We start from the raw sequence: 12,675 nt of genomic DNA, 5'->3' as shown, positions 1-12,675 counted from the left end.
TATTATGCAGTTTGTGATGAGGTAAGTAGATTAGCGATATGCTCACGCAACGCGCGTTTGTCGATCTTTCCAACTTTCGTTTTTGGTAGTGACGCAATAAATTCAAAGCGGTCAGGATACTTGTAATCAGCGAGCCCACGACCTCGAACAAAGCGATTGAGCATTGCCCTTGTGAGTGGTTGGTCAAGCTCTTCTCGCGGCACGACAAATGCGCATATACGCTCACCCAGCAGAGGATCTGGCATTGCAACAACTGCACAATCATGAACCGCAGGATGTGCCAATACATGGTTCTCGACTTCTTCTGCTGCGACCTTTTCGCCACCTTTATTGATTTGATCCTTATCGCGGCCCTCAACAATTATGTCGCCCGATGCAGTTTGTTTAACCACATCACCACTACAGTAAAAACCATCTTCAGTAAATGCAGCTAAGTTATGAAGTTCAGCGTTTAAATAACCACGAAATGTATAAGGTCCTTTAGTCGTTAATAACCCAGCCTCTCCTTGAGGTACTGGTTGATTATTCTCGTCGACGATACGGATTTCGTCAGCTGCACTCATTGGTCGACCTTGTGTATGATGTCGCGTCCATTCGTCATCATCGAGACGGGTATAGTTGACAAGCCCTTCCGCCATGCCAAATACCTGCTGCAACGTCACAACAAGCTCTTTTTCCATTCTGGCAGCGAGGGTGGCACTGAGCTTAGCTCCACCGATTTGGAGCACAGTCAACGAGCTTAGGTCATAGTGTTGTCGCTCTCGAGAATCGAGCCACAACGAAACCGCAGGGGGAACCAAAGCAGCCCAATTTGGTTTATGGGCCTCGATCAGCCTAAAACAGCTGCTTGGTGAGGGATCTGGAGCACAGATCACTGTACCACCAGCGTAAAACACTCCCAATGCGCCGGGTGAACTAAGCGGAAAATTGTGTGCGGCAGGTAGAGCGCAAAGGTATCGCGTTTGTTTATTCCATTGACACACTTCGACACTTTGGCGAACACTATAGTAATAATCATTGTGGGTACGAGGGATCAACTTAGGTGTACCTGTGCTTCCCCCCGACAATTGAAAGAATGCCACATTGTCCGCTTGATGCTTACGAAAAGGCAGAGAATCAAAATGCTCAAAGCATGCAGAAGCATGCAGCTTTTCACCAAGCTCTTTCGCCCAAGTACTTTGACCACGCAGCAGCACATACTGTAGCTGTGGTGTACACGCTTTTAACTGTTCAAAGAATTGACTATCACCAAACAGAGAATGCTTTGTGTCCGCAATAATCAACTTTGGCTGCAGAGCAGCTGCGTAATGTGTTAACTCGACTTGGTTATGATTCATCAAAGCATTAACAGGTAACACCGCCAGCTTTTGTAAAGCAAAAAATACCACATAGAATTCGTAACAATTAGGCAATTGCACAATCGCGGTGTCACCGGCACAAAGTCCTTGCGTAGCCAAATAACTCGCCAGTCTCGTCGCCTCTTTTTCCAAGCATGCATAGGACTTCTCGATATCGTTATCGATAACGGCAATTTGAGTCGGATTTTCTTGTACTTGACGCTCTAAGATCTGACTTAACTCTTCATCTATCCAATATCCAAGATTGCGATATCGCTCTGCATCCTCAACAGGCCAACTAACACAACTTTTTAACATAAATACAACCTTATGAAATTTCCTATGTGGGTTATTTCGTTATGCAAAATCCATTCGGCGTTTAGAAAAAATAATGAAATTAAAAATATCACTTAATTATCAAGACATTAAAACCAAACACCGAGAGCTAATTTGCCACTAGCCCCCTAATGACGATTGCCCCTAAGATTAATTTAGAAAAATTTAAAATAATTCTCATAACTGTTCATATTTTTACCTGCGCACCTTTTGATGACACAAACGTTACAAACAAGTAAATTAAAATTCGATTTAGCTATTGACAAAAACCCGATAAAAAACTTAGGATCTAATTGAGAATTATTTTCATTATTAATCGTAGAGGGATAAAATGGCAGCAGTGTTGCGCTCAGATAATACGGTAGATGTTCGTCGTTGGGCCGATATAATTGAAGTACAAAGGGAGAAATTGACTGCATATTTAACCTCAATTCTTCACTGCCAATACCTCGCAGAAGACGCTTTACAGGAAACGTATATTCGTCTGTCAAAAATGCCTGATGAACAAGAGCAAGCCATTAGCAATCATGTGGCTTACTGCTATCAAACAGCAAGAAATATCGCAATTGATATGGTAAGGAAAAAATCAAAGGAAAGCTGGGTTAGCTTAGACAGCGCACTGCCAGGACAATACACTGACAAGCAAGTCAGTGCTGAAGAAACCTTAATTGAGCAAAATCTAGATGGTCGTATGATGCAAGCGGTAAGCTCTCTATCAAAACGCCACCAGAACATTCTAAGCCTGTATAAACGTGGTGATTACAAGCAGAAGGATATTGCCAAGATATGTGCAATTTCACCGACGTTAGTGAATTTTATAATTCAAGAAGTGATTGTTACGTGTCAAACCGTATTAGCACACTAAGTATCTAAACCAGCTTGAACGCGTAATTTGGCAGCAATAAAATCAGGGTGAGCAACATAAAACAGCCCGGCTATTTTCCGAATGATATGGTCTTCATGGCTGTCGAGTTCACCATCTGCATAAGCAACGTGCCACAATAGCTCAATGACCTCGATGCGCTCAATGTCGCTAGTGTGATTATTCACTTGCTTGGCAAAAGAATACATATCTACCGCCTGTTCCACCAATTGCTGTGCTTGCGTTATCAGTGCACTCACTTGTGGTTCAGGCAATTCACAACGTGTTTTGAGTAGCTCCGCAATTTTATCGAACTCCGACTGTTGTAGTTTGCCGTCCGCTCGCATCACTTCAACCAGTAATGCAGCAAGCGCGGTATTAAAGTCGATTTCTTGTTTCGGTGACGACTCCTGCAAGCTTTGAAATAGTTTTTTAAGTTGGTTAAGCAAGTGGCTAATCTCCCATGTGATATACTGTAAATGTAGCAGACTAAAAGGACAGTTATGCGTAAGTTATCATTGAGACTAAATTCATTAAAGCTAAGTTCCCTAGTCGTAGGTGCAACACTGCTCTCGGCATGCCAATATACACCGGTTCCACGAGGCGAACCTGAAAAGCTCTATGACTTTGACCACAAAGTACATTATGAGCAAACCACCTATAACGATGACCACTTTCGACTGGCAATTAAGCCAGATAGTTATGCGCATTTTAGGCAACAAAGCGTATTTTTGCTGCGCCATGCCAAACGCTTATGCCAAGGCAGTAACCCACAATTGACATTACTCGGTGGCGTCCAAGGCTTTGATAAGATGCCCCTAGAACCAAGACCTTACCAGAATGACTTAACAGTAGACGTAAAGTGTGTGGCCAAATAGCCACACATTTTTGTTAGCGCTATAAATATTTTTCTGTAACCCGCTCTAGGTTTAGTCTTTATACCAGTTGTATTAAGTAAATGATCTATTTTGAAGCGGGGAAATAGTTTTAGTAGCTAGGCAAAAATTTTGCTATTTAGTTATTCTAAATGAGAAATTTTTAACGAAAAAAATATGCTATTTCACCCTTCAAATTGATTAGAGAATTAATTCAATTGGTATCGTATCCCCAAGGTGCTGCTGGTGCGGTTACCGGTTTTGTTAAATCAAAGTCCACTCGGAACTCTCGCCCTTCACGCACTAAACGATAGGTAAACTGCTCTGGATAGATATACATCTGCCATGTATTTCCAATTGATTGTGGGATCCCTTGTTGGACAAATAACTGTTTTGAGTATTCATCAGCCGGGAACGACTGCACGGTATTAAATCCCGCATCTAGGGTATGACCACCATACATAGTAGAAACATCGTCGCTGCCATCTTCATGACGGTGATCGTGCTTTAAGCTCAAACCACTCCCTGTTTTGGTGATGATCCAAGTTCTTGAAGCATCTTTTCCTACATGAAATGGGACTTGAAGCTCAGCGTCACCACATTTACGAACGTGCATCACAAGACGCGCATCGCTAAAACTGCTTGGACCTTGATTATCCACCGTTACTTTACCTTCGTAGGCTTTGCCACAGTGCGCTTTAATAGCGTCAAAAAATGCATCATGGCTTGGGATGGAAACCAGCGGGGCAGGACGCGCGAAGGCTGCGCAGCTCAAGGTTGCGAGTAGCGCTAAAGTTAATTTTTTCATTGGAGACACCTAAAACAAATAAAGCCAGAGCTTAATCAGCTTCTGGCTTTGTGGCAAAATTATTCGACCAAATTGAGTAAACCGCTATTATTGCCAAGGTCTTATCGTAGCAAGCTGCTGCTCAAAGGCATCAATTTGGGCATTCAATAATTCGGTCTCACCGATAAAGTCAAGACCACTCAAAAGGCGTGCTTTGATGTCTTCTCGCACCTCAAAGTCAATTGGTGCAGTACCCGCTCCGCTTATCTGCTGCGCTTCTAGGTCAATACTCAAATGCACTTGTGGTTGTTGCTCACATGCGTCGAAGAGCGTATCTAACGTGCTGGCTGGTAACGCAACGCAAAGCATTTGGTTATTACCACAATTGTTAAAAAAGATATCGGCAAAGCTCTCGGCTAAGATCACGGTAAAACCATATTGTTTTAGTGCCCAAGGAGCATGCTCACGAGACGAACCACAACCAAAGTTGTCACGCGTTAACAAGATTGACGCGCCCTGATATTGTCGATAGTTAAGCACAAAGTTCGGATCTGGCTGGCCATCTTCAAGATAGCGCCAATCATAAAACAGCGCTTTATCAAACCCATCGCGGCTGGTTGAAGTTAAAAACTGCTTGGGAATAATTTGGTCTGTATCAACATTGTTTTTGTCTAATGGCGCAACTAGGCCCTGATGAAACACGCTCATGACGCCTCTCCTCGAATATCAGTAAAGTGACCAGCAATTGCTGCCGCAGCCGCCATTGCTGGACTCACCAAATGCGTACGACCACCTCGCCCTTGGCGCCCTTCAAAGTTCCGGTTTGAGGTCGATGCACAGCGTTTTTCTGCGCCAAGACGATCATCGTTCATCGCCAAGCACATAGAGCAGCCCGGCTCACGCCACTCAAATCCCGCAGCTTTGAAAATATCGGCTAAGCCTTCTTGTTCGGCTTGCTGTTTTACTAATCCAGATCCCGGGACGATTAGCGCTTCAACGCCTGCAGCTACGTGCTTGCCCGCCACCACTTGTGCCGCGGCACGCAAATCTTCAATACGGCTATTGGTGCAAGAGCCAATAAATACGGTGTCAACTTTGGCATCGCTTAGCCTTTGTCCTGCTGTGAGGCCCATATATTTCAGCGCGCTGCGCATCGCATCTGCTTTGACTAAATTAGGTTCATCGTCAGGGTTAGGTACTAAGTCATTAATACCAATGACTTGCTCTGGACTGGTCCCCCAGGTTACTTGAGGTTGCACACTATCAGCATCCAGCTCCACGACACGATCAAATTCAGCATCCGGGTCGCTATGCAAGGTTTGCCAATAGCGCACCGCAGCATCAAAGTCTTCTCCTTGAGGTGCAAATGGGCGACCACGTAAATACGCAAAGGCTTTCTCGTCAGGTGCGATCAAGCCAGCTTTCGCCCCCATTTCAATACTCATATTACAGAGCGTCATCCGCGCTTCCATCGACAGCGCTTCGATCCCCGTCCCACAAAACTCAGCCACATAGCCAGTACCACCAGCTGTGCCTAATTGCCCAATCACAGCGAGGATCAAGTCTTTTGCAGTCACGGTCGGACGCAAGATGCCATTCACCTGAATTTTTAACGATTTGGCTTTTTTCTGCTGTAATGTTTGCGTGGCCAGCACATGTTCAACCTCTGATGTACCAATACCGTGAGCCAGCGCACCAAATGCACCATGCGTTGAGGTATGGCTATCGCCACATACAATCGTTGTACCCGGCAAAGTGATCCCTTGCTCAGGTCCCATTACGTGCACTATGCCTTGGTTAATCGAATTCAAATCGTAGAGTACAATGCCGAACTCTTCACAGTTCTGTGCTAACGCTTGTAGCTGGTTTTTGCTCACCTCACTGGCAGCATCAATCGAACGGCTCTTGGTCGAGACATTATGATCCATTGTCGCAAAGGTTTTTTCCGGACATCTTACCGGACGATTCTGCTCTCTTAAGCCCGCAAATGCCTGCGGTGAAGTGACTTCGTGTACTAGATGACGGTCAATGTACAAAAGATCGGTTTGCTCGTTTAATTTAGCAACCACATGGGATTGCCAAATTTTATCGTATAATGTTTTTGCCACTTGCTCTTACCTTTATTAAACCCTGTCGACGATCGCTTGCGCGACATCCATAGTAGTAAATCCTGCTTGAGGATAGATATCCGGTGTACCTACACCATCTTTCACCGCCTCTGCTACTGCCTTTTCAATTGCGCGTGCCGCTTCGTCTTGCCCCAATGAATAACGTAGCATCAGCGCGGCACTTAAGATTTGTGCGATTGGGTTTGCCACTCCTTTACCGGCGATATCTGGTGCTGAGCCGCCCGCTGGCTCATATAAGCCAAAGCCCGATTGATTTAGACTTGCCGATGGTAATAACCCCATGGAACCCGTGATCATTGCACATTCATCAGAAAGGATGTCACCGAACAGGTTGTCGCACAGTAGCACATCAAACTGGCTTGGTTGCTTTACCAACTGCATCGCAGCGTTGTCGATATAGATGTGATCAAGCGCCACATCTGGGTATTGTTTCGCGACTTCATTGACTACTTCACGCCACAGTACACTGGTTGCCAGCACGTTGGCTTTGTCTACAGACGTCACATGATTGCTTCTAAGTCTCGCTGCATCAAAAGCAAAACGGGCGATGCGTTCGATTTCTTTGCGCGAATAGGTTTGCGTATCAAACGCCGCCTCGCTTTCGCCTTCACCTTGGCGACCTTTTTCGCCAAAATAAATCCCGCCAGTAAGCTCACGGACGCATAAAATATCAAAACCTTGCTGGCTAATGTCACTGCGTAGTGGAGAGGCTGCGCTCAATGCGGGTAATAGCTGCGCAGGACGCAGATTACAAAATAGCTGAAAGTGCTTTCTAAGCGGTAATAAGGATGCCCGCTCTGGTTGCTCATTTGGTGGTAAGTGCTCCCACTTAGGCCCACCCACAGAGCCAAACAGAATCGCATCAGCGGCTTCACACGCGGCTAATGTCGCTGCGGGTAAGGCTTCGCCAAATTGGTCTATGGCCGCACCACCAATCGCTTGTGGTGATTTTTCTAAAGCAAAGTTGAACTTAGTCGCCACTTTATCCAATACCAGCTCAGCGGCTTGCATCACTTCTGGACCAATTCCATCTCCAGCTAGTACTGCGATTTTGTAGTTTGTTTGACTCATCCTGCTTTCCTTTGTTGTTTTAGGCTAGACACTTTTTGTGCTCTATCAATTAGGTTATATACTCGGATCATGGCTCTCACTGACGCTTCAACAATGTCGGCTGCAAGTCCCACACCGTGATATTGCTTACCATCAAACTTGGCAATAATATCGACTTGGCCCAGTGAGCTTGCCCCTTTACCTGTCGCATCAAGGTTATATTCCACCACTTCCACCGCCATGCCAGTGATACGCTCGATAGCTACAAACGCCGCTTCCACAGGACCGTTACCGGTTGCCGCTTCTTGCTTAAGCTCGCCATTCAAGGCAATCCCCACAGTCGCGCTCGCGATGGATTGAGAGTTAGAAGATGCATTGACGAACTGTAATTGGTAGCGCTCGTCTTTATCTTTGATTTGGTTGAAATAAATCATCGCTTCAAGGTCATAGTCGTAAACCGTGCCCTTTTGATCGGCTAACGCCAAGAAGCTTTCATACAGGCTATCCATATCGTAATCCGATTTCTGATAGCCAAGCTCGGTAAGACGATGCTCAATAACATGTCGGCCAGAGCGTGAAGTCATATTTAACTGATTACTCGGCACGCCAACGGTTTCTGGTGCCATGATTTCATAGGTGTTTTGTGCTTTTAAGACGCCGTCTTGGTGAATACCCGAGCTATGTGCAAAGGCATTTTCACCTACAATTGCCTTGTTTGGCTGCACCGGCATATTGCAGATTTTAGCAACTTGGCGCGACGCGCGATAAATCTCTTCGCTACGAATATCGGTGTGCACTTTTAGGTGGTCTTGGCGCATCTTCATGATCATCGCTACTTCTTCTAGTGAGCAGTTACCTGCACGCTCACCTATACCATTGATGGTACATTCGATTTGTCTTGCACCGGCTTGTACCGCCGCGATTGAGTTTGCCACCGCAAGTCCTAAATCATTGTGACAATGGACGCTTAGTCTCGCTTTGTCGATGTTAGGCACATTATTTCGAATATGGTAAATCATCGCTGCATACTCGTCTGGTGTGACGTAACCTACGGTATCAGGCAAGTTAATCGTAGATGCACCGGCATTAATCGCCGCTTCAACAATACGACACAGATCAGAGTGAGGTGTACGGCCGGCGTCTTCACATGAAAACTCAACATCATCAGTGTACTTTCTGGCTTGAGTAATGGCCTTAATCGCCATGTTAGTCGCATCATCTAGACTCATTCTTAACTTATGTTCTAGGTGCAGAGGACTGGTTGCAATAAAAGTGTGAATGCGGCGCTGCTCAGCACCTTTAAGGGCTTCGCCACACGCGTCGATATCTTTACTAACCGCACGCGCAAGGCCACAAATCGCAGGACCTTTTACCTCGGCAGCAATGCGTTGTACCGCACGAAAATCAGCCGGACTTGATACTGGAAAACCCACTTCCATGACATCCACATTGAGACGACTAATGGTATGCGCCAGCTGTATTTTATCTTCTTCTGTTAAGCTGGCTTTTAACGCCTGCTCACCGTCCCTTAATGTTGTATCGAAAATCCAGACTTTATCTTGCATACCCTTATCCTCAGCCAAAAAAAACCCCGCAAGTGCGGGGTGTCTACAGTAAATGTCGCTCAATTCGCGCAATTACACCCCACCCCTCTGGTTTACCAGTAGGAGGTTAAGAAGGAGTGAAATACGCGCAGTCATTTTCATTGAGCTAAGTGTTCCTGTTGATGAATTGGATATGTTTTAACATGCTTCAAAAGCGACAATCAAGCATAAATTATCCCAAAAATAGAGTTTAAAACTCAATTTAATGGAAATTTAAATTAAAAAAATGCCAATTTTAGAAGATATATTTCAAGATTAGGAGTGAACACAGATAGGATATGAAGTGAGCAGGGTAATTTTGAATTTTAATTACCAATAAAAAAATAGCCAATTTAGGCTATTTTTTTATTGGTTCTGGATGTTTTGCATAACCAGATGCACCTTTTGCGATATACCGCAACTGCCACTTCAAACGCTCGGTCAGTTCAGCGCGCTGTGGGGGATCTTGATCTAAAGCCTCAGCACCAGAGCTAAATACTAAGGTGACCATTGCTTCAGCTTGCATGTGGGCGTGATGGGTATCTACTCCCGTTTCTGTTTCAAGGTAATGAGCAAGCTCTAAGATAAAATGTTTGATTTCTCTAGCAACGGCGGCACGAAACGCAGGCGAAGTACCCGAACGTTCACGCAGTAATAAACGAAATTGGTTGCTCGACTGCTCAATAAATTCCATAAAGGTGTGCACAGAAGTATTGATCACGCTACCACCTTTAGCGATGCGACGTCTTGCTTGGCGCATTAATTGTCGCAAGGTTAAACCCGCTTCATCTACCATAGTCAGCCCGAGCTCGTTCATATCCTTAAAATGACGATAAAACGAAGTAGGTGCGATACCCGCCTCTCGTGCGACTTCACGCAGGCTTAAATTCGAGAAACTATGCTCAGCACTTAGTTGATTAAATGCCGCTTCGATAAGCGCTTGACGGGTCTTCTGTTTTTGTTGGGCGCGTACACCAGCCATGGACTTTCCCCAATTCGCTTCGAAAAATAAGAACAATAAACCGCAGTCTAAACCTTGACGCAGCAAGAATGAAATACTATTTTAGCGTACAGTTGTACGCTGAAACTAGATTTTGAGATTAATTGATGAAAAAACCACCCATTTTATGGACCAATGTGCTGTTCTTTAGCTTATCGTTTTTAGCTGCGATCACTTTGGTGCCTTGGTATGGCTTTGAATACGGCTATACCACCAGCCATTGGGTAGCTTTTGTTGCCTGTATGTTTTACGCCGGTCTGTCGATCACCGCAGGGTATCACCGCTTATGGGCGCATAAAGCCTATGACGCCCATCCTGTGATTCAAGTTATTTTTGCGTTGGGTGGCGCATTCGCGTTACAAAACAGTATATTACATTGGAGTAGCGATCACCGCGTACACCACGGCCAAGTCGACGACCCAGTAAAAGATCCGTACGCCGCAACACGAGGCTTCTGGTATAGCCATATCGGTTGGATGCTGAGAGATTATCAAGGCGAGGCTTACGGTGATTATAATAACGCCAGAGACTTACAACGTAACCCTATCGTGATGTGGCAACACAAGCACTATATGAAATTGGTGTTACTTACGAATATCGGCATCCCGTTAGTGCTAGGCTTACTACTCGGTAATGTGTTTGGCATGTTGTTACTTGCGGGCGTACTCAGACTCGTACTCAGTCAACATTTTACTTTCTTTATCAATTCACTGGCGCACATTTGGGGTAGTCGTCCTTACACCGAAAAAAATACCGCGCGAGACAATGGTTTGCTAGCTCTTTTCACTTACGGTGAAGGCTACCATAACTTTCATCATATTTTTGCCAGCGACTACCGTAATGGCATTCGCTGGTATCACTATGACCCAACTAAATGGCTGATCCGTACTTTTGCAGCACTAGGCCTTGCCAGTAAGCTAAAACGCACTCCGGTTGAACGCATTGAAAAAGCCAAGGCGGAGACCTTGTTGAATAAGACTAAAGTCAGTCTCGCAAAATTGCCTTTGGCGCAAGATAAGCTTACATTGTTACAACAAGAGTATGATTTACTTCTTAAAAAGCTTCAAAACTACTGTACTGTGCAAAAGCAGGTACTCGAAGCGAAGAAAGAGGCAGTACTTGCACAGTGCGAACATTCCGCACTGATGCAACAATATAAAGAGCTAGAACAAGCTTGGGAAAGCCAAAAACAAGCTTGGATTGCACTAAATTCGAGGCTACTGAAAACGGCATAATGTTCAGCGGCCTCAATAACTAAAGGGGTGAGGCCGTGAGCAAAAAAGCTGCAGAAAAAACCGAAACTGTTCCACAATCCTATCAATACGATGCCATTATTATAGGCACCGGACCTGGCGGCGAAGGCGCCGCCATGAACCTCTCTAAAAGTGGTAAAAAAGTCGCGGTTATCGAACGCCAGCATGCGGTTGGCGGTGGCTGCGTTCACTGGGGCACCATTCCCTCAAAAGCGCTTCGCCATTCTGTCAGTCGTTTAATTGAGTATAAAGCGAATCCACTTTATCGTTTTACTGAGCGCCCGCAGCGCCATACCTTTCAAGATATTTTGCACCATGCCAGTGATGTGATCTCAAAACAGTCAACATTGCGTTCTAGCTTTTATGGTCGTAACCGCATTCACTTATTTCAAGGCGATGCCAGCTTTGTTGACGCGCATACAGTACAAGTCATTCACCAAGATGGTTCGCAAGAGCTACTCACCGCTAAAACCATTGTAATAGCCACAGGCTCGCGCCCATACCGCCCACCAGGCGTTGATTTTAACCACCCTCGCGTCTACGACAGCGACACTATTTTAAGCCTTGAGCATAATCCTCAGCGCGTATTGATATACGGCGCGGGGGTCATAGGCTGTGAATATGCCTCAATCTTTAAAGGACTGGGCGCAAAGGTAGACCTCATCAACACCCGCGACCGCTTATTGGCCTTTATGGATGCCGAGATCTCTGACGCACTCAGTTACCATTTTTGGAATAATGGTATTGTTATTCGCCATAACGAAGAGTTTGCGAAAGTAGAGACTCATGACAAAGGGGTTATTGTGCATCTACAGTCTGGCAAGAAAGTACGTGCTGACTGTATTTTATGGGCCAATGGCCGCTCGGGTAATACCGAAACACTCAACCTCGCTAGCGTAGGTCTAAAGGCTGATAGCCGCGGCCAGCTTAAAGTCAACGAACACTACCAAACTGAAGTGGATAATATTTTCGCTGTAGGAGATGTGATTGGCTATCCCAGCCTAGCCAGTGCAGCGTTCGATCAAGGGCGTATTGCGGCCAATGCAATTGTGCATGGTGCCTGTGATGATCGTTTGATCACTGACATCCCTACCGGCATTTATACCATTCCAGAAATGAGCTCTGTTGGTAAAACTGAGCAAGAACTCACCGCTGCGCGCATTCCCTATGAAGTGGGCCGTGCCCAGTTTAAACATTTGGCTCGTGCACAGATCACAGGCACTGAAGTCGGCAGCTTGAAAATTTTGTTCCATGCAGAAACCAAAGAGATATTAGGTATTCACTGCTTTGGTGAACGTGCATCCGAGATCATCCATATCGGCCAAGCCATTATGGAACAAAAAGGAACGGGTAATAATATCGAGTACTTTATCAATACTACCTTTAACTACCCAACAATGGCCGAAGCCTATCGCGTTGCAGCCTTAAACGGCATTAATCGTCTACTGGACTAACGTATCGTA

Annotated in this window: 12 protein-coding genes; 4 read left to right on the top strand and 8 right to left on the bottom strand. The window is 45.4% G+C overall.

The genetic code is table 11. The features are described from left to right. Positions 1–2: 2 nt before the first annotated feature. The gene (locus tag GSF04_RS05825) at positions 3–1,655 is read right to left on the bottom strand and encodes a (2,3-dihydroxybenzoyl)adenylate synthase (RefSeq protein ID WP_211859010.1); all 1,653 of its coding nucleotides are present in this window, start codon (positions 1,653–1,655) and stop codon (positions 3–5) included. Positions 1,656–2,004: 349 nt separating this feature from the next. Here GSF04_RS05825 and GSF04_RS05820 point away from each other — a divergent pair, with 349 nt between their 5' ends. Then, positions 2,005–2,538, top strand: coding sequence for a sigma-70 family RNA polymerase sigma factor (locus tag GSF04_RS05820; protein WP_211859009.1), 534 nt, complete (start codon positions 2,005–2,007; stop codon positions 2,536–2,538). On the opposite strand, the gene GSF04_RS05815 is transcribed toward GSF04_RS05820, so the two are convergent. Continuing rightward, a complete protein-coding gene (locus tag GSF04_RS05815; protein WP_211859008.1) occupies positions 2,535–2,984 on the bottom strand; it encodes a TerB family tellurite resistance protein in 450 nt (149 codons plus the stop codon). The genes GSF04_RS05820 and GSF04_RS05815 overlap by 4 nt on opposite strands. Positions 2,985–3,038: 54 nt before the next feature. Here GSF04_RS05815 and GSF04_RS05810 point away from each other — a divergent pair, with 54 nt between their 5' ends. Next, on the top strand, positions 3,039–3,413 hold the full coding sequence (locus GSF04_RS05810) for a hypothetical protein (protein WP_039494777.1): 375 nt from the start codon (positions 3,039–3,041) through the stop codon (positions 3,411–3,413). Between the two features lie 211 nt (positions 3,414–3,624). Here the strand turns inward: GSF04_RS05810 and GSF04_RS05805 are convergent, their stop codons facing one another. From GSF04_RS05805 to fabR, 6 genes are all read right to left on the bottom strand, one after another. Next, on the bottom strand, positions 3,625–4,218 hold the full coding sequence (locus GSF04_RS05805) for a hypothetical protein (RefSeq protein WP_211859007.1): 594 nt from the start codon (positions 4,216–4,218) through the stop codon (positions 3,625–3,627). A gap of 87 nt (positions 4,219–4,305) precedes the next feature. Continuing rightward, positions 4,306–4,905, bottom strand: a complete 600-nt coding sequence (gene leuD, locus GSF04_RS05800) for a 3-isopropylmalate dehydratase small subunit (RefSeq protein WP_211859006.1) — start codon at positions 4,903–4,905, stop codon at positions 4,306–4,308. Next, positions 4,902–6,305, bottom strand: coding sequence for a 3-isopropylmalate dehydratase large subunit (leuC, locus tag GSF04_RS05795; protein ID WP_211859005.1), 1,404 nt, complete (start codon positions 6,303–6,305; stop codon positions 4,902–4,904). Before leuC ends, leuD begins: the two co-directional genes overlap by 4 nt. A 15-nt stretch (positions 6,306–6,320) precedes the next feature. Continuing rightward, the gene (gene leuB / locus GSF04_RS05790) at positions 6,321–7,397 is read right to left on the bottom strand and encodes a 3-isopropylmalate dehydrogenase (RefSeq protein ID WP_211859004.1); all 1,077 of its coding nucleotides are present in this window, start codon (positions 7,395–7,397) and stop codon (positions 6,321–6,323) included. Continuing rightward, positions 7,394–8,941 (bottom strand): 2-isopropylmalate synthase, encoded by a 1,548-nt coding sequence (gene leuA, locus GSF04_RS05785; protein ID WP_019647414.1) that lies wholly within the window; start codon positions 8,939–8,941, stop codon positions 7,394–7,396. Before leuA ends, leuB begins: the two co-directional genes overlap by 4 nt. Positions 8,942–9,317: 376 nt before the next feature. Further along, entirely contained in the window at positions 9,318–9,941 is a 624-nt protein-coding gene (fabR, locus tag GSF04_RS05780; protein ID WP_010374371.1) for an HTH-type transcriptional repressor FabR, read from the bottom strand. 125 nt (positions 9,942–10,066) lie between these two features. Between fabR and GSF04_RS05775 the strand changes: the two genes are divergently transcribed. After that, on the top strand, positions 10,067–11,194 hold the full coding sequence (locus GSF04_RS05775; RefSeq protein WP_211859003.1) for a fatty acid desaturase: 1,128 nt from the start codon (positions 10,067–10,069) through the stop codon (positions 11,192–11,194). 35 nt (positions 11,195–11,229) lie between these two features. After that, positions 11,230–12,666, top strand: coding sequence for a Si-specific NAD(P)(+) transhydrogenase (sthA, locus tag GSF04_RS05770; RefSeq protein WP_102055852.1), 1,437 nt, complete (start codon positions 11,230–11,232; stop codon positions 12,664–12,666). The last annotated feature ends 9 nt before the right edge of the window (positions 12,667–12,675 follow it).

It is taken from the genome of Pseudoalteromonas sp. A22, from assembly GCF_018141345.1.
Lineage (GTDB): Bacteria > Pseudomonadota > Gammaproteobacteria > Enterobacterales > Alteromonadaceae > Pseudoalteromonas > Pseudoalteromonas maricaloris.
Note: the sequence above shows the minus strand (reverse complement) of the source record. Positions and strands in the feature narration are given on the sequence as shown.

What these genes read in the sequence shown, in the direction of transcription:
- GSF04_RS05825 (WP_211859010.1), bottom strand. Translation starts at nt 1,655, where the DNA reads ATGTTAAAAAGTTGTGTTAGTTGGCCTGTTGAGGATGCAGAGCGATAT.
- GSF04_RS05820 (WP_211859009.1), top strand. Translation starts at nt 2,005, where the DNA reads ATGGCAGCAGTGTTGCGCTCAGATAATACGGTAGATGTTCGTCGTTGG.
- GSF04_RS05810 (WP_039494777.1), top strand. Translation starts at nt 3,039, where the DNA reads ATGCGTAAGTTATCATTGAGACTAAATTCATTAAAGCTAAGTTCCCTA.
- GSF04_RS05805 (WP_211859007.1), bottom strand. Translation starts at nt 4,218, where the DNA reads ATGAAAAAATTAACTTTAGCGCTACTCGCAACCTTGAGCTGCGCAGCC.
- leuD (WP_211859006.1), bottom strand. Translation starts at nt 4,905, where the DNA reads ATGAGCGTGTTTCATCAGGGCCTAGTTGCGCCATTAGACAAAAACAAT.
- leuB (WP_211859004.1), bottom strand. Translation starts at nt 7,397, where the DNA reads ATGAGTCAAACAAACTACAAAATCGCAGTACTAGCTGGAGATGGAATT.
- leuA (WP_019647414.1), bottom strand. Translation starts at nt 8,941, where the DNA reads ATGCAAGATAAAGTCTGGATTTTCGATACAACATTAAGGGACGGTGAG.
- fabR (WP_010374371.1), bottom strand. Translation starts at nt 9,941, where the DNA reads ATGGCTGGTGTACGCGCCCAACAAAAACAGAAGACCCGTCAAGCGCTT.
- GSF04_RS05775 (WP_211859003.1), top strand. Translation starts at nt 10,067, where the DNA reads ATGAAAAAACCACCCATTTTATGGACCAATGTGCTGTTCTTTAGCTTA.